Origin of the sequence: Stenotrophomonas sp. HMSC10F06, from assembly GCF_001807865.1 — a bacterium.
Taxonomy (GTDB): Bacteria; Pseudomonadota; Gammaproteobacteria; order Xanthomonadales; family Xanthomonadaceae; genus Stenotrophomonas; species Stenotrophomonas bentonitica_A.
Map to the genome: position 1 here is coordinate 158,512 of NZ_KV791291.1, position 17,399 is coordinate 175,910.

Here is a 17,399-nt window from a genome sequence, read left to right on the forward strand (position 1 = left end):
GAGACATCCTGTGAAATTGACCCTGCAGATCGACTCGCTTGCGTTGCTGGCCCCGTTCCGGATCAGCGGCTACGTGTTCGAGCACGCGCCGGTACTGCGCGTGGAACTGGAAGACGGCGGCCATCGCGGCCGTGGCGAAGCCAGCGGCGTGTACTACTTCGATGACACCCCCGAGCAGATGCTGGCCACGCTGGAGCTGCTGCGTGCGCGGATCGAAGCCGGCATCACCCGTGCCGAGCTGCAGCAGCTGCTGCCGCGCGGCGGCGCGCGCAATGCACTGGACTGCGCACTGTGGGACCTGGAAGCGAGCCGCACCGGCAAACCTGCCTGGGCCCTGGCCGGTCTTTCGCAGACGCGTCCATTGCTGACCACGTGGACCCTGGGCGCCGATGACCCGGCGACGATGCAATCGATCGCCACCGGCCGCTATGCACCCGCCAAGGCGCTCAAGCTCAAGCTCAGCGGCGATCTGGATATCGATGTCGAACGCGTGCGCGCGGTGCGCAAGGTGCGCCCGGATGTCTGGATGGGCGTGGATGCCAACCAGGGCTATACCGTGGATGCGCTCGATGCCCTGATCCCGGTGCTGCTGGAGAACGACATCAAGCTGCTGGAACAGCCGCTGCAGCGCGGGCGCGAGGCCGAACTCAAGGGCTTTGCGCGGCCGCTGCCGTTCGCGGCCGATGAGAGCGTGCAGGACGCATCGGAAATCGAGGCGCTGGCGGGTCTGTTCGACGTGATCAACATCAAGCTCGACAAGGCCGGCGGACTGACCGAAGGCCTGGCGATGGTCGGCAAGGCGCGTGCCCTGGGCATGCAGGTGATGGTCGGCAACATGATCGGCAGCAGCTGGGCGATGGGCCCGGCCTTCATCGTGGGCCAGCACTGCGACGTGGTCGATCTGGATGGTCCGTTGTTCCTGAGCGATGACCGGGTGCCGGGCCTGCGCTACGACGAGGGCCTGGTGCACTGCGACGACGCCGTATGGGGCAAGGGAGTGCACGCATGAACACGACATCGCATCGTCCGCGCGCGACCCAATGGCGCACGTTGATCTCCGGCATGCTGCTGGCATCGACCGCAGCGTTCTCGCCGCTGCATGCGCAGGCGCCGACGCCTGCTGCTGCACCGGTGCCCGCGACCACCGAATCGCCTGACACCATCACGCCCGCGTCGGCGCCGACCGGCACGCTGGATGCGGCCCGGGTCGATACCTTCCTCGATGGCCTGGTGCCCTACCTGATGGCCCAGGGCGACCTCGCCGGCGCCGTGGTCACCGTGGTCGAGAACGGCAGGGTCGTCACCGAGCGCGGCTTCGGTTTCTCCGATGTCGAAAAACGCACGCCGGTGGATCCCAAAACCACGCTGATCCGCCCGGGCTCGATCTCCAAGCTGTTCGTCTGGACCTCGGTGATGCAGCTGGTTGAACAGGGCAAACTGGACCTGGATGCCGACATCAACACCTACCTGGACATCAAGGTCCCGGCCAAGGGTGAGCCGATCACGCTGCGCCAGATCATGACCCACACCAGCGGTCTGGAAGAGCGCATGCGCTACCTGATCGTGCTGGGTCCGGACCATCCGGCCAACCGCGACAACTACCTCAAGGACTGGGTGCCCAACCAGATCTCCGCACCCGGCACCACACCGGCGTACTCGAACTACGCCACGGGTATCGCCTCGTACATCGTCGAGCGCGTCAGCGGCCAGCGCTTCGAGGATTACGCCAGGCAGCACATCCTGCAGCCGCTGGACATGCAGTACGCAAGCTTCGAACAGAAGCTGCCGGCCGAGCTGCTGCCGCACGCCGCCAAGGGGTATCTGCTGGGTTCGGGCAAAACCTACCCGGCCGAGAAGAACACCGCGCCGGGCGTGGGCGGTCTGTACGCCTCCGGTTCGGCGATGTCACGTTTCATGATGGCCACGCTCAACCACGGCGAACTCGACGGCCAGCGCATCATGCGGGCCGAGACCAACGCACAGATGCTGACCCCGCAGGCCGCGATCCTGCCGCACCTGCCGCGCATGACCCTGGGCTGGATGGCCTCGGACACCGGGGGCTACGACACGCGCTCGCACGGCGGCACGATGCTGTTCTTCTACTCGTGGCTGTGGATGATTCCGGAACGCAACATCGGCGTCTTCGTTTCCACCAACAGTGTGGGCCGTGATGCCGCCGGTTCTGCCCTGCGCGCCCAGGTGTGGGAGCGCTTCGTCGAGAACTTCCTGCCGACCCTGCCGATCGAACGCGCCGGCCCGGGCGTGGATGCCGCCACTGCCCGCGAGCATGCCGCTGCGCTGGCCGGGGTGAACTGGCAGAGCACGCGCCGTTCGGACAGTTCCTATCTGCGCATGCTGTCGCTGTTCGCACCGACCCGCGTGCACCTGCAGGAGGACGGCACGATCACCGTTGACGGCCAGAAGGGCCTGAACGGCCAGCTGCTGCGCTGGCGCGAGGTGTCACCGTGGCTGTGGCAGCAGGAAAACGGGCGTGGCCTGCTGGAAGTGAAGGTCAAGGATGGCCGCCCGGTGTACTTCTCCGGCGGTCCGTTCGCCTCGGTGTTCGGCTTCGAGCCGATTCCGGGCTGGCGTTCGCCGGCGTGGCTGCGCCCTGCGCTGTTCGTCGCACTGGGGTTGCTGACACTGTCGGCCGTCCTGCGCATCGGCGGCGTGTTCGTGCGCCGTTACTACCGCGCCATCGCACCGGTCGAAGGCCGTGGCCTGCGCTGGTTGCAGACGCTGGCGCTCACCACGCAGCTGGGCACCGTGATCGCCTGGGCGCTGTACGTGAAATCGATCGCTGGCCCGGGCGCGATCTCCTCGTACACCAACGGGCCGTTGATCCTGGTCCAGGCGCTGTCGTGGCTCAGCGTCATCGCCGCCATCGCACTGGTCTGGGTGGCGGTCCGCGCGCCGGCCAGCTGGCCGCGCGTGCGTCGTTACGGCGCCTGGGTGGTCGCACTGGCAGGCCTGGTGGTCGCGTTCGTCGCCATCACCCAGCGCCTGATCAGTACCGGCCTGCAACTCTGACCGCCGGACGCCCCGCCCGATGAGCCTCCAAGCACCGCGCACGGCCTGGTTCGGGCAACCGCCAGGCCTGACCATCCTGTTCCTCACCGAGATGTGGGAGAAATTCTCCTACTACGGCATGCGGGCCCTGCTGGTCTATTACATGACCAAGCAGCTGCTGTTTTCGCAGGAACAGGCCTCACTGGTCTATGGCCTGTACACCGCGCTGGCCTACCTCAGCCCGGTGTTCGGCGGCATGCTCGCCGACCGCTGGCTGGGCAAACGGCGTGCGGTGATCCTGGGCGGGGCGATCATGGCGTTCGGCCATTTCCTGATGGCCTTCGATGCACTGCTGTATCCAGCGCTGCTGGCGATCATCCTGGGCAACGGGCTGTTCCTGCCCACCCTTCCCGGCCAGGTCGGCGATCTGTACACGCGCGATGACCCGCGCCGTGGCTCGGCGTTCAACGTGTACTACGTGGGCATCAACCTCGGCGCGTTTCTGGCGCCGCTGGTCTGCGGCACGCTGGGCGAGGTGTATGGCTGGCACGTGGGCTTTTCCGCCGCCGGCATCGGCATGCTGCTCGGGCTGGTGATCTACATCACCGGCCGCCGCCACCTGCCACCGGATCCGCCGCGCAGCGAGCGCGCCACGCTGCCGTTCTCGGCGCTGTGGCAGCCGGCCTACCGGCCCTTGCTGCAGCTGATGACGATGATCGCCGGGTTGATCGTGATCTTCCGCCTGGCCTACGAGCAGATCGGCAACACGATCGCGATCTGGCTCGACACCGGGGTGGACCGCGTGCTCACCGCAGACTTCACCCTGCCAATGACCTGGTTCTTCTCGCTCAACCCGCTGCTGGTGTTTCTGATCACGCCACTGCTGGTGCGTCGCTGGACGCGCCAGGCACGCGATGGCCGCGAGCCGGCCGCACTGACCAAGATGGCCATCGGTGCCGCGGTGGTCGGCCTGTCGTTCGCGCTGGTGGCGGTGCTCGGCGGTGAACCGTCGGCCAAGGTCGGCTGGCTGTGGGCCGCGCTGTTCTTCGCGATCTTCACCTTCGGCGAGCTCTTCATCCTGCCGGTGGGACTGGGCCTGTTCGCCCGCCTGGCGCCGGTGGGCTTCGGTGCCACCATCATCGCGTTCTGGTTCCTGGCCTCGTTTGGCGGCAACCTGCTGGCCGGCGCGGTCGGCACGCTGTGGTCGACGCTTTCCAGCACGGTGTTTTTCGCGCTGATGGCGGGCACCTGCATGTTCGTTGCGTTCCTGCTGCTGCGCCTGGAGCGTCGGGCACGGCCACTGCTCGCCAACAACGCAGCCCCCACCCAATCCTCTGCGGACTGACGCCACGCGGCTATATCAGCCGTGGCTGGCGACCGTGTTTTCTGCCTGACCCCGTCCCTGATTCCGGAGAGACCGCCACATGCGCAAGCCGATCAACCGCTCGATCCTCGCCTCCACCATCACCCTGTGCTGCATGGGCCTTGCCACCACCGCGATGGCGCAGGATGCCGACGCCGATGACAGCCGCAGCACCCCCGATGTCGTGGAGCTGGATCGCGTGGTGGCCACCGCGCAGAAGCGCAGCGAGAACGTCATGGAGGTGGCGGCCGGCGTCAGCGTAATCAGCGAAGAACGCCTGGAAGCGTTCGGTGCGACCCGCTTGAACGACTTCGCCGCCTACGTGCCCGGCTTCCAGGTCGACAGTGGCGGCGCACCGGGCCAGACCACGATGGCGCTGCGCGGTGTCGCGCCCCTCGGCGGCGGCTCGATCATCGGTACCTACATCGATGACACCCCGATCGGCCCCAGCAGCAACAAGCAGCGCGCGACCACCTACGCGCTGGATCTGCTGCCGTATGACATCCAGAGCGTGGAAGTGCTGCGCGGCCCGCAGGGCACGCTGTATGGCGCCAGCTCGATGGGCGGCCTGTTCAAGTACATCACCAAGGCCGCCGATCCGGATAGCTTCGAGTTCCGCGCCGGCATGGACGTCAACGCCACCAAGGAAGCGGGCGACGTGGGCACCGGCGTGCGCACCTCGTTCAACGTGCCGCTGATCGAAGGCAAGCTGGGCCTGCGTGCCAGCCTGTCGCGCCAGGGCACGCCCGGCTATGTGGACCAGCCCGACCTCACCGGCGAGGACGCCAAGGACAGCAACGGCTATTACCAGCTCGCCTCCCGGCTGGCGCTGACCTGGCGCATCAGCGACACGGCCAACCTGCGTGTGCAGGCGTTGTCGCAGATCGTGGATGCCGACAACTCCAGCGCGGTGGGCCTGACCTATCCCACGCTGGAGCCGATCCGCGGCCCGCTCGAAGGCATCCTGCAGCGCGCGACCCCATACCGGATGGAGACCGACTACTACTCGGCGATCCTGGATTGGGACCTGGGCAACGTTGATTTCGTCTCCGCGACCAGCTTCTCCGAAACCCGCATGGATGAGGTGCAGGACTCCACGCTGGTCTACGGCGTGGCATGGCCGCTGCTGACCCCGTACCCGGCCGGCCAGGCGCAGTTCGATGTATTCCTCGGCACCCGCAAATGGACCCAGGAGTTCCGCCTCAGCTCCAATGAGAGTGAGCGCTTTGAATGGTTGCTGGGCACCTTCTTCACCGGCGAGAAGAACGCCAACCGCCAGCAGGTGAGCGCGTACGATACCAACGGCATCCCGCTGCCGTTCAATCCCGGCACCGCCAGCCTGCCCGGCACCTATGACGAGCAGGCGATCTTCGCCGACGTCACGTACACGTTCAGCCCGCGCTTCGATGTCTCCGCCGGTGTGCGGCACGCGCGCAACCAGCAGGATTTCGAGCAGCACAGCACCGGCCTGCTGTACGGCCCGCGGCCGATCGATCTGGCCGATTCCGCCGACGACAACGTGACGACGTGGAAGCTGGCCTCGCGCTGGCACCTCAACGACAGCTCGATGATCTACGCCCGTTACGCCACCGGCTACCGCCCGGGTGGTCCCAACGTATCGACCTCCGGCGTGGTGCCGATGACCAAGGCCGACACGCTGGACAACGTCGAACTCGGCTTCAAATCGCACTTCTGGGACCGCCGCGCGATGATCGATCTGGCGCTGTTCCGGATCGACTGGGACGACATCCAGGTGCGCGTGTCCGAGAACGGCCTGAGCTGGATGGGCAACGCCGGCAGCGCGCGCAGCCAGGGCGCGGAACTGAGCCTGATGGTGCGGCCGGCCGAGCGCCTCACACTCGGCCTCAACGCGGCCTACATCGATTCGACGATCGGCGACGTACCGCCCTCCAGCGGCCTGGTCTCGGGCAGCCGCATGCCGATGACGCCGCGGCTGAGCTGGTCGGGCACGATCGACTACGACGTCGATGTGAGCGACCAGTGGCGGGGCCGGGTCGGTGCCGGCTATCGGGTTACCGGCGAGCGCGTGGCCGGGGCGTACGACATCGACAGCTACAACGCGCTGGACCTGCATGCCGAGCTGACCAACATGACGTGGACGGTCCGCCTGTACGCGCGCAACGCCACCGACGAGCGCGCGTACGTCTCCACCGGCTCGGTGCGGGACGCGCTCAACCGCTATGTCGCGGTGACCGGCGTACCGCTGCAGCCGCGCACGATCGGCATGTCCATCGACTATCGCTACTGAGTCCAGCCACCTGCCATGGCGGCGCCCCGAGCTGCCGCCGGACCACCCGTCGGAAGAGAAAGGGAATAATCCTAATTAGGTTGCATATTCTCTGATTAGGACTTATACAGATCCAACCAGGTCAAACAACAGCGAGCCCCTCGTGAATGCTTCCCCTGCTCTCTTCTCTCCCCCGACCACTGGATCCGCCATGAGCTCGACGCCCACTGCCACCGTGCAGGCCCTTGCCGCCCTCCCCCAGCCGTACCTGCTGTTCCTGGGCGACACCACCGAAGCCGGCTTCGCCAAGACCGCGATCGGCCTGCACGACTGGGCCCCGGAAGTGTGCGTGGCCGAGTGGAGCCTGCCGGGCTGCCCGATCAGCACCGGCCTGCCGAGCATGACGCCGGCCCAGGCGCGCGCGGCCGGTGCACGTGCGATGGTGATCGGCGTGGCCAACGGCGGTGGCGTGATTCCGCCGCAGTGGCTGCCGGCCCTGGTCGATGCGTTGGAAAACGGGCTGGACCTGGTCAGCGGCATGCACCAGAAGCTGGGTGACATTCCGGAACTGGCGGCCGCAGCCGAACGCCACGGGCGCGAACTGATCAACGTGCGCGTGCCGCCGCGTGGCATTCCGGTCGGCAACGGCCGCAAGCGCACCGGCAAGCGCGTGCTGACCGTCGGCACCGACTGCGCGCTGGGCAAGAAGTACACCGCCCTGGCACTGGCGCGTGGCCTGCGTGGCCTCGGCGTGGATGCCGACTTCCGCGCCAGCGGCCAGACCGGCATTCTGATCGCCGGCAGCGGCATTCCGATGGACGCCGTGGTGGCCGACTTCTCCGCCGGCGCCGCCGAACTGCTCAGCCCGAACGCGGCCGACGATCACTGGGATGTCATCGAAGGCCAGGGCTCGCTGTTCCATCCTGCCTACGCCGGTGTCAGCCTCGGCCTGCTGCATGGCAGCCAGCCGGACGTGTTCGTAGTCTGCCACCAGCCGGGGCGCAAGCACGTGCTCGGCTATCCGGACTACCCGCTGCCCTCCATCGAAGACGTGATCGCGTTGACCGTGCAGCTGGGCCGCCGGACCAATCCGGATATCCGCTGTGTCGGCGTCAGTCTCAATACCCATGGCATGACCGACGCCGCGGCAGCGGCCGCCTGCGCCGAAGTCAGCGCGCGTCTTGGTCTGCCGGTGGCCGATCCGATGCGGCAAGATGGGGAATTCAACCGCCTGCTGGAGGCCTGCATCGCATGAAGATGACATCCCGTACCTTGAGCCTGTGCGTGGCGGCGTTGCTCGGCCTCAGCCCGCTCGCCGCGTTCAGCGCCGGCAAGACCAGCCCGGTGGAAACCGAAGTCGCGCGGCTGGCCACCCTGATCGACGGCAAGGTCGGTGTCTCGGCGTGGCGACTGGATGGCAAGGGCGAGCAGGTCCATCTGAACCCCGATGAAGGGTTCCCGATGGCCAGCACGTTCAAGGTGGCAGTCGCGGCGGTGATCCTGACCAAGGTGGATGCCGGCGAACTGGCGTTGACCACGATGGTGCCGGTGCCGAAATCGTTCTATGTCGATTCGGAAGTGATCGCGGACCGCTTCATCCATGACGGTGTGAGCCTGTCGGTGCACAACCTGCTGGAGGTCATGCTGACCCAGAGCGACAACACCGCCACCGACGTGCTGGTGGCGCAGGCCGGCGGACCGGCCGCGGTCACCGCCTGGTTGCGCGCGCAGGGCATCGAAGGCCAGCGCCTGGACCGCAACACCCGCCAGCTGCTGAGCGATATCTTCGGCCTCGGCGATGAGCCGTTGACCAAGGAACGCGTCGCCGAACTGACCCTCGATCCGGAGGTGGTCAAGCGCACCAAAGCCGGCAACGAAGCCTTCGACAAGGACCCGCGCGACACCTCCACGCCGCGCGCGATGTCCACCCTGTTGACCAGGCTGTTCACCGGCAAGGCCCTGAGCCCGGCCAGCACCGAGGTGCTGGTGCAGATCATGGAGCGTTGCCGGACCTGCAGCGCGCGCCTGCGTGGCAGCCTGCCGCCGGGCACCAAGGTGGCCGACAAGAGCGGCACCGTGGCCGGCACCGTCAATGATGTCGGCGTGATCACCCTGCCCGACGGCAGCCGGTTCGCGATCTCCGTGTTCGTCAAAGCCAGCAACGCCCCGCGCAGCGAACGTGAGCGGGTGATCGCCGAGATCGCGCGCACCGTGCGCGACTTCTACCTGCTGCAGCCTGCGGCCGCCCGCAAGTGACCGCCGCCGCCAGCCGGTTCCAGCGGTATCTGTTGCCCGGCCTGGCGTTCAAGTCGGCCGTGATCGGCGGCGGATACGCGACCGGCCGTGAGCTGGCGGAGTTTTTCCTGCCATCGGGCCCGTGGGGTGGCCTGGCCGCGATGGTGTTGTCGATGCTGATCTGGAGCGTGATCTGCATCCTGACGTTCCTGTTGGCCCGGGCGATCCGGGCCAACGATTACCGCACCTTCTTCCGGCATCTGCTGGGCCGTGGCTGGTGGACCTTCGAAGTGGCCTACCTGGCGTTGATCGTGGTGGTGCTGGCGGTGTTCGGCGCGGCCGCCGGCGAACTGGCCGCGACCATGTTCGGTTGGCCACGGATCGTCGGCACGCTGGTGCTGGTGGCGATCATCACCGGCGTAGTGCAGGCCGGGACCAACGCCGTCGAACGCATGTTCAAGCTGATGTCGGCCTTCATGTACCTGGTCTACGCCATTGCCGCGTGCCTGATCCTCTATCGCTTCGGCGGCGGCGCGATGGCGCAGCTGTCCAACACCCATGAGCTCGGCCAGGACTGGGTGCTCAACGGCGTCACCTACGCCGGCTACAACATGTTCGCGGCGGTCTCGATCCTGCTGGTGGTGCGCCACCTGCTGTGCCGGCGCGATGCGGTGATCGCCGGCGCCCTGGCCGGCCCGTTGGCGATCCTGCCGGCCATCGTGTTCTACGTCTGCATGATCGCCTTCCTGCCGGACATCGCCGATGCGCCCCTGCCCTCGGACCTGATGCTCGGCCAGCTCGGCCTGCCGTGGTTCCAGTGGTTGTTCCGGCTGATGATCATGGTCGCGCTGGTCGAAACCGGAGTCACGCTGATGGCCTCGGTGGACGGCCGCATCAGCGTCAACTGGAAAGAGCGCACCGGCGCTGCCCCCGGCCGCGGCATGCGGGTGGCGATCATTGCCGCCATCCTGCTGATGGCCGTATTCCTGGCCGATGGCATCGGACTGGTCGCGCTGATCGCGAAGGGCTACCGGCTGCTGGCCTACGCCATCCTGGCCACCTACGTGGTGCCGCTGCTGGCGTACTCGGCGTGGCAGATCTGGACACGCCATGGGCAGGCCTTCACCGCGCCCGTGGGCGAGCTGCCCGATCCGCGGCCTGCGCTGGTCGATGCGCTCGGCGCTCAGCCGCCACAGGCAAAGACCAGGAACTGATGCAGTGCGCGTGCCGGCGCGGACAGGTCTTCGTCCGGGCGCCAGACCAGGCCGACCTCCATCGGCGGCACCGCATCGGTGAGGGTGCGCACGTCGATCCGGCGCCCCTCCAGCGACCACGGGCGGTAGACCATGTCCGACAGGATGCTGACCCCGAAGCCGTAGGCAACCATGCCGCGCAGCGCTTCCAGCGACGAGGTGCGGAACACCACGTTGGGTTCGCGCCCGACCGAGCGCCAGTAGCGCATCGCCGACTCCTGCCCTTCGTCCACCATCAGCATGATGTAGGGATACGGCTCGACGTCGGCCGGGCTGATCACCGGCAGCTGCAGCAGCGGGTGCGACTCGGACAGCCACAGCTGGCGGCGCGAGCGGATCAATACCTGCCGCCGCAGCACATAGGGCTCGGCCATGTTGGAAATGATGCACAGCCCGAAATCCAGGTCACCGCTGCCGACGCCCTGCTCGATCGCAGCACGGTCCATATCGACCAGATCCACCTCCACCTGCGGGTAGGAGCGCTTGAAGCGCGCCAGCAGGCTCGGCAGGAAGTAACCGAGCACGGTGTAGGACGCGCCGATCCGGACCCGGCCCGGCAGGGTGTTGGCCAGGAACATCGGCTCGCTGAGGGCGTCCTGCAGCGTGTCCAGGATGTGCCGCACATGCTGGTGGAACCGATGGCCCTCGGCGGTCAGTCCGACCCCGTGCGGCATGCGGTCGAACAGTTTCAGCCCCAGCGAGGTTTCCAGCTGGGCGACCGCCGTGGTGATCACCGACTGGGAGACGTGCAGCTTGCGTGCGGCCTGTGAGAACTGCCCCAACTCGGCAGCTTCGGCAAAGTACCGCAGCTGGCGCAGGGTCATGTTGGCTGGGATTTGCATGCACGAGCTCCCGCGGAATGAAGATATCTGAATAAACAATACCTCATACGCAATTAAACAAATTTACGATAAGCCGCTGTGCCTCTAGACTTCACATCGGGTGCAATGCGCCATGGCCCCAGCCGCCTTGCAAGCGCTGGTCCTTACCCGCTTCGCGACGAGATCCTGACCGGATGTCGGCGCGCCAACATCGCCATTACCGTTGCCCCCCGCCTGCGGTATGCCTGTAGCTCCATGACCCAAGCCCAGCGAGGCCCCTGACATGTCATCACCCCAGATCCCCGCCACGAGCGAGCCGTTGCGTCTGCACGTGCCCGAGCCCAGCGCCCGTCCCGGCGAGGCCACCGACTTTTCCTATCTGAAGCTGAGCCCCGCCGGCGCGGTCGACAAGCCGCCCGTGGACGTGAGCGCCAGCCAGACCGCACCGCTGACCAGCCAGCTGATCCGCGTACTGGACGACAACGGCGACGCCGTGGGCCCGTGGGCCGCCGATATCGACGACGCCGTGCTGCTGCGTGCCATGCACGCCATGCTCAAGACGCGCGCCTATGACGCGCGCATGCTGATCGCCCAGCGCCAGAAGAAGACCTCGTTCTACATCCAGTGCCTGGGCGAGGAAGCCATCGCCGTCGGCCAGACCCTGGCGCTGCGCGATGACGACATGCAGTTCCCGACCTATCGCCAGCAGGGCATCCTGGTCACCAAGGAAGTGCCGATGGTGGACATGATGTGCCAGGTGCTGTCCAACGCGGCCGACCCGCTGAAGGGCCGCCAGCTGCCGATCATGTACTCCTACAAGGATTACGGCTTCTTCTCGATCTCCGGCAACCTGACCACCCAGTACATCCAGGCGGTGGGCTGGGCGATGGCCTCGGCGATCAAGGGCGACACCCGCATCGCCACCGCATGGGTGGGTGATGGCGCCACCGCCGAAGGCGATTTCCACGCCGCGCTGACCTTCGCGCACGTGTACCGCGCCCCGGTCGTGCTCAACGTGGTCAACAACCAGTGGGCGATCTCCACCTTCCAGGCCATCGCCGGCGGTGAGAACACCACCTTCGCCGCGCGCGGCGTGGGCTACGGCATTCCGTCGCTGCGCGTGGACGGCAACGATCTGCTGGCCGTGTACGCCGCCTCGCGCTGGGCCGCCGAACGCGCCCGCAGCAACCTGGGGCCGACTCTGATCGAGTGGGTCACCTACCGCGCCGGCCCGCATTCGACCTCGGATGATCCGTCCAAGTACCGCCCCGCCGACGATGCGCAGCAGTTCCCGCTCGGCGATCCGATCGACCGCCTGAAGCAGCACCTGATCAAGCGCGGCCTGTGGAGCGAGCAGCAGCACGACGAACTGCGCACCGAACTGGATGCCGAGATCCTGCGTGCCCTCAAGGAAGCCGAGACCCACGGGTTGCTCGGCAGCGACAACCGTCCCGGCGCGGCCCTCATGTTCGAAGACGTCTACAAGGACATGCCCGAACACCTCCGTCGCCAGCGTCAGCAGTTGGGAGTCTGAACACATGAGCGGGATTGAACAGAACAACACCGGCGGCACGCCGATGACCATGATCCAGGCGCTGCGCTCGGCGATGGACGTGATGCTGGAACGCGACGACAACGTGGTGGTCTTCGGCCAGGACGTGGGCTACTTCGGCGGCGTGTTCCGCTGCACCGACGGCCTGCAGACCAAGTACGGCAAGCAGCGCGTGTTCGATGCGCCGATTTCCGAAAACGGCATCGCCGGCGCGGCGATCGGCATGGCCGCCTACGGCCTGCGCCCGGTCGCTGAAATCCAGTTCGCCGATTACATCTACCCGGCCTACGACCAGATCGTGTCCGAAGCGGCGCGCATGCGCTATCGCTCCGGCGGCAGCTTCACCTCCTCGCTGGTGTTCCGCACCCCGTGCGGCGGTGGCATCTACGGTGGCCAGACCCACAGCCAGAGCCCGGAGGCGATCTTCGCCCATGCCACCGGCCTGCGCACCGTCATGCCCTCCAACCCGTACGACGCCAAGGGACTGCTGATCGCCTCGATCGAGAACGACGATCCGGTGATCTTCCTGGAGCCCAAGCGCCTGTACAACGGCCCGTTCGATGGTCACCACGACCGCCCGGTCACCGCGTGGTCCAAGTACCCGGACAACCTGGTGCCGGAGGGTTACTACAACGTGCCGCTGGACAAGGCCGCCATCGCCCGCGAAGGCAAGGCACTGACGATCATCACCTACGGCACCACTGTGTGGGTGGCCAAGGCCGCCGCCGAAGATGCCGGGATCGATGCCGAAGTGATCGACCTGCGCAGCCTGTGGCCGCTGGATCTGGAGGCCATCGTCACCTCGGTCAAGAAGACCGGCCGCTGCATCGTGCTGCACGAAGCCACCCGCACCTGCGGCTTCGGCGCCGAACTGGTCGCGCTGGTGCAGGAGCATTGCTTCTACCACCTGCAGGCCCCGGTGGAACGCGTTACCGGCTGGGACACCCCGTATCCGCACGCGCAGGAATGGGACTACTTCCCGGGTCCGTCCCGGGTCATCGATGCAATGCAGCGCGTGCTGGAGGACTGAACCATGGGACATCACGTCATCAAGATGCCGGACATCGGTGAAGGTATCGCCGAAGTCGAACTGATCACCTGGAAGGTCGAGGTCGGTGGCCCGGTCGCCGAAGACCAGGTCGTGGCCGAGGTCATGACCGACAAGGCCATGGTCGAGATCCCCTCGCCGGTCGCCGGTACCGTGGTCTCGCTGGGCGGCAAGCCCGGCCAGATGATGGCCGTCGGCAGCGAGCTGATCCGCCTGGAAGTGGACGGTGCTGGCAACGCCAGCGCCGCCAGTGCGCCGGCCGAACCGGTTGCTGCGCCCAAGGCTGATGCGCCTGCTGCTGCACCTGCGGCCGCCACCGAGGCTGCACCAGCCGCGACGCCCACCAAGGCTGCCTCTGCATCCGCACCCGCCTGCGCTGCCAAGCGCGACGAGCGCGGTGCGGTCACCAACGGCGTGCTCAACGCCGGTGAAGCGCCGCTCGCCTCCCCGGCCGTGCGCCGCCGCGCCTGGGACCTGGGGATCGAGCTGCGCTATGTGCCGGCGACCGGCCCGGGCGGTCGCATCCTGCAGGCCGATCTGGACGCCTACGCCGCCGCCGGTGGCAAGGCACAGCCGGTCGGTGGCAGCAGTGCCGGTGGCAGCAGCTACGCGCGCCGTACCGGCGAGCAGCAGGTGCCGATCATGGGCCTGCGCCGCAAGATCGCGCAGAAGATGCAGCAGTCCTGGTCGACCATTCCGCATATCACCTATGTGGAAGAAATCGACGTCACGGAAGTGGAAGCCCTGCGCGCCAAGCTCAACGAACGCTGGGCCAAGGAGCGCGGCAAGCTGACCCTGCTGCCGCTGCTGGCACGCGCCGTGGTGCTGGCCGCACGCGACTTCCCGCAGATGAATGCCCGCTTCGATGACCAGGCCAACATCGTGACCCGCTATGAGGGCGTGCAGCTGGGCATCGCGACCCAGAGCGAGGTCGGCCTGTCGGTGCCGGTGGTCGCGCATGCCGAGTCGCTGGACCTGTGGCAGACCGCCACCGAGATCGCGCGCCTGGCCAATGCCGTGCGCGTGGGCAAGGCAACGCGTGAGGAGCTGTCCGGCTCGACCATCACCATCAGCAGCCTCGGTGCCGTTGGCGGTGTGGTGTCGACCCCGATCATCAACCACCCGGAAGTGGCGATCGTCGGCGTGAACCGCATCATCGAACGCCCGATGTTCCGCGAGGGCCAGGTGGTGGCGCGCAAGCTGATGAATCTGTCGTCCTCGTTCGACCATCGCATCGTCGATGGCATGGATGCGGCCGAGTTCGTGCAGGCGATCCGTACGCGCCTGGAAACCCCGGCCCTGCTGTTCGTGGAGTAAGCGATGTCCAATACCCTTCAAACCCAGTTGCTGATCATCGGCGGCGGTCCCGGCGGTTACATCGCCGGCATCCGCGCCGGCCAGCTCGGCGTCAAGACCATCGTGGTCGAGGGCGTCAATCCGGGTGGCACCTGCCTCAACATCGGCTGCATTCCGTCCAAGGCGCTGATCCATGCCGCAGAGGAACTCGCCAAGGTCACCGCGTACGCGGCAGGCACCTCGCCGCTGGGCATCAGCGTGCAGGCACCGTCGCTGGATCTCGCCAAGACCGTCGCGTGGAAGGCCGGCATCGTCAAGAAGCTGACCGGTGGCGTCAGTGCACTGCTGAAGAAGAACGGCGCGCAGCTGATCAAGGGCTGGGCCACGATCGTCGACGGCAAGACCGTCGAGATCGCCGGTGCCGCCGAAGATGGCGGCACGCTGCGCATCAGCTGCGAGCACCTGCTGCTGGCCACCGGCTCGGTGCCGGTGGAACTGCCGTTCCTGCCGTTCGGTGGCAAGGTCATCTCCTCCACCGAAGCCCTCTCGCCGACCTCGCTGCCCAAGCAGCTGATCGTCGTCGGTGGCGGTTACATCGGCCTGGAACTGGGCACGGTGTATCGCAAGCTCGGCTGCGAGGTCACGGTAGTCGAGGCCCAGGAACGCATCCTGCCGGCCTACGACGCCGAGCTGACCAAGCCGGTGGTCACGCACCTGGAGAAGTCCGGCGTGAAGCTGCTGACCGGCCACAGCGTGCTCGGCCTGGCCGACAACGGCCAGCTGCGCGTGCGTGACAAGGACGGTAACGAAATCGCGCTGGACGCCGACCAGATCCTGGTCGCGGTGGGTCGTCGCCCGAAGACCGACGGCTTCAATCTCGAATCGCTGCAGCTGGATCTGACCGGCAAGGCGATCAAGATCGACGACCAGTGCAAGACCTCGATGCGCAACGTGTGGGCGATCGGCGATGTCGCCGGCGAGCCGATGCTCGCGCACCGGGCGATGGCGCAGGGCGAACTGGTGGCCGAGATCGTCAGCGGCAAGAAGCGGCACTTCGTGCCGGCCGCGATTCCGGCGGTGTGCTTCACCGATCCGGAAATCGTGGTGGTCGGGCTGTCGCCGGACGAAGCCAAGGCGCAGGGCATCGAGACCAAGGTCGCACTGTTCCCGTTTGCCGCCAATGGCCGTGCGATGTCGCTGGAATCCACCGATGGCTTCGTGCGCGTTGTCGCGCGCAGCAGCGACCACCGCATCCTCGGCTGGCAGGCCGTAGGCGTGCAGGTCTCGGAACTGTCGATCGCTTTCGTGCAGTCGATTGAGATGGGCGCCACGCTGGAGGATATCGCCGGGACGATTCACCCGCACCCGACACTGGGTGAGGCCGTGCAGGAAGCCGCGCTGCGTGCGTTGGGGCATGCGTTGCATATCTGAGGCGTCTGCACGGCGCTGCTGAGACATCGGCAGCGCTGGATGTCCAGGCAGGAATAGAAACGGCCCGCATTGCGGGCCGTTTCTGTTTGCTGCTTCCGATACGTCGCAACGGGCAGCCATGGATACTGGCCGTGGCCTATCCTCGACCAAGGCACCATTCGCCGGCCAGCGCAGCACGATTCCGCCAAGGCCATGTGTCTGCCAAAGCACGCGCGACCAACGGTCGGCCTCGTCCCGCACGGGTGCGTCGTAGCCTCACAGGTGCACGTGCAGAAATTGCATTAGTGCTGTGCCTGCTAACGCTGCACCTGCGTCGGATGGACAGTTACTTGCTTGACACCTAATTGAGTCAGCGTGTCATTTAAGCTGCGGGCAAAGCGCATGGACCCCTTCTTATATTCCAGAAGCATTAACGAGGTGTCAGCTTGGCGCCTTCTATGACTCTCGATCGCGCCAATCCAATCCGTAGAAGCCTCACCAAGTTCACCACTATCTACAATGCTCCTCTCTACAGCGGCGAACCGAATCGAAGCCTCGACGTCATCAGCCAGTGCTCTGAAGTTGTAAAGCTTCTTCCCTTCCGGATACGGACCTGAATTTGCATCCGTATCAATCTGAAGTTCGATCAATTGCCTGGCCATCGCCGTTCCGAAGTATCTCTCAACTTTGAAGTAGTGCGCGATCAATCGTTGATTCCAGCCACGATTGAAGTCCATGTAGTCGGTCCACGGGCCGAGTGAGACTTCATCCCAGCCTCTTGCATCTGCAGCTCCCTGCAGATTTTTTAGAGCCAAATAGCCTTCATCAACAATCGAAATGGTTTCGTGGAAAGTCTGCACCGCCTCTTTCGAAAATTGATCCTTCTCGCTCCACTCAGCTTCACGCGATTGCAGCGCCAACGCGCCTATCAGGGTCAGCGCTGCACTAAGTAGCGAGGATACAACTGCAACGATGATGCTGTACTTTAGCGACGACTCGGGCATCCTTTAACTCCGTGAGAATTTCTTCTTCGCTCGAGAAAATCGAAAAATCAAGATCGCTCCAGCGGAACAGCGGAACAGCGGAACAGCGGATCACCGCGGCGGCGCGGCTGACGTAGCACTTGACACAGCAGTTGACTTCAACAAATAAACCAAACGTGTT

Annotated in this window: 13 protein-coding genes; 11 read left to right on the forward strand and 2 right to left on the reverse strand. The window is 66.1% G+C overall.

What is annotated here, in order from left to right; genetic code table 11:
* Positions 1 to 10 precede the first annotated feature (10 nt).
* The 7 genes from HMPREF3113_RS12690 (at position 11) to HMPREF3113_RS12720 (ending at position 10,069) form a co-directional block, all read left to right on the forward strand.
* Positions 11 to 1,009, forward strand: coding sequence for a dipeptide epimerase (locus tag HMPREF3113_RS12690; RefSeq protein WP_070473097.1), 999 nt, complete (start codon positions 11 to 13; stop codon positions 1,007 to 1,009).
* Positions 1,006 to 3,030, forward strand: a complete 2,025-nt coding sequence (locus HMPREF3113_RS12695; protein WP_175440358.1) for a serine hydrolase domain-containing protein — start codon at positions 1,006 to 1,008, stop codon at positions 3,028 to 3,030. The genes HMPREF3113_RS12690 and HMPREF3113_RS12695 overlap by 4 nt, the downstream gene beginning before the upstream one ends.
* 19 nt (positions 3,031 to 3,049) lie before the next feature.
* The gene (locus HMPREF3113_RS12700; protein WP_070473100.1) at positions 3,050 to 4,354 is read left to right on the forward strand and encodes a peptide MFS transporter; all 1,305 of its coding nucleotides are present in this window, start codon (positions 3,050 to 3,052) and stop codon (positions 4,352 to 4,354) included.
* Positions 4,355 to 4,433: 79 nt separating this feature from the next.
* The gene (locus HMPREF3113_RS12705; protein WP_070473104.1) at positions 4,434 to 6,641 is read left to right on the forward strand and encodes a TonB-dependent receptor; all 2,208 of its coding nucleotides are present in this window, start codon (positions 4,434 to 4,436) and stop codon (positions 6,639 to 6,641) included.
* A 190-nt stretch (positions 6,642 to 6,831) separates the two neighbouring features.
* The gene (locus HMPREF3113_RS12710) at positions 6,832 to 7,875 is read left to right on the forward strand and encodes an N-acetyltransferase DgcN family protein (protein WP_070473107.1); all 1,044 of its coding nucleotides are present in this window, start codon (positions 6,832 to 6,834) and stop codon (positions 7,873 to 7,875) included.
* Positions 7,872 to 8,876, forward strand: a complete 1,005-nt coding sequence (gene bla / locus HMPREF3113_RS12715; protein ID WP_070473110.1) for a class A beta-lactamase — start codon at positions 7,872 to 7,874, stop codon at positions 8,874 to 8,876. Before HMPREF3113_RS12710 ends, bla begins: the two co-directional genes overlap by 4 nt.
* Entirely contained in the window at positions 8,873 to 10,069 is a 1,197-nt protein-coding gene (locus tag HMPREF3113_RS12720; RefSeq protein WP_070473113.1) for a YkvI family membrane protein, read from the forward strand. The genes bla and HMPREF3113_RS12720 overlap by 4 nt, the downstream gene beginning before the upstream one ends.
* Here HMPREF3113_RS12720 and HMPREF3113_RS12725 read toward each other — a convergent pair.
* Complete coding sequence (locus HMPREF3113_RS12725) at positions 10,039 to 10,950, reverse strand: LysR substrate-binding domain-containing protein (protein WP_046273747.1); 912 nt, start codon at positions 10,948 to 10,950, stop codon at positions 10,039 to 10,041. The two genes, HMPREF3113_RS12720 and HMPREF3113_RS12725, sit on opposite strands and share 31 nt — an antisense overlap.
* 262 nt (positions 10,951 to 11,212) lie before the next feature.
* Here HMPREF3113_RS12725 and HMPREF3113_RS12730 point away from each other — a divergent pair, with 262 nt between their 5' ends.
* From HMPREF3113_RS12730 to lpdA, 4 genes are read left to right on the forward strand one after another with little or no spacing between them, the layout of a single operon-like run.
* Positions 11,213 to 12,463, forward strand: a complete 1,251-nt coding sequence (locus HMPREF3113_RS12730; RefSeq protein WP_070473116.1) for a 3-methyl-2-oxobutanoate dehydrogenase (2-methylpropanoyl-transferring) subunit alpha — start codon at positions 11,213 to 11,215, stop codon at positions 12,461 to 12,463.
* A 4-nt stretch (positions 12,464 to 12,467) separates the two neighbouring features.
* Positions 12,468 to 13,511, forward strand: a complete 1,044-nt coding sequence (locus HMPREF3113_RS12735; protein ID WP_070473120.1) for an alpha-ketoacid dehydrogenase subunit beta — start codon at positions 12,468 to 12,470, stop codon at positions 13,509 to 13,511.
* A 3-nt stretch (positions 13,512 to 13,514) separates the two neighbouring features.
* Positions 13,515 to 14,846 (forward strand): dihydrolipoamide acetyltransferase family protein, encoded by a 1,332-nt coding sequence (locus HMPREF3113_RS12740; RefSeq protein WP_070473123.1) that lies wholly within the window; start codon positions 13,515 to 13,517, stop codon positions 14,844 to 14,846.
* Positions 14,847 to 14,849: 3 nt separating this feature from the next.
* A complete protein-coding gene (gene lpdA / locus HMPREF3113_RS12745; RefSeq protein ID WP_070473126.1) occupies positions 14,850 to 16,256 on the forward strand; it encodes a dihydrolipoyl dehydrogenase in 1,407 nt (468 codons plus the stop codon).
* Between the two features lie 296 nt (positions 16,257 to 16,552).
* On the opposite strand, the gene HMPREF3113_RS12750 is transcribed toward lpdA, so the two are convergent.
* Positions 16,553 to 17,239: a hypothetical protein gene (locus HMPREF3113_RS12750; RefSeq protein ID WP_019183078.1), complete on the reverse strand. Its 687-nt coding sequence runs from the start codon at positions 17,237 to 17,239 to the stop codon at positions 16,553 to 16,555.
* Positions 17,240 to 17,399: the final 160 nt, after the last annotated feature.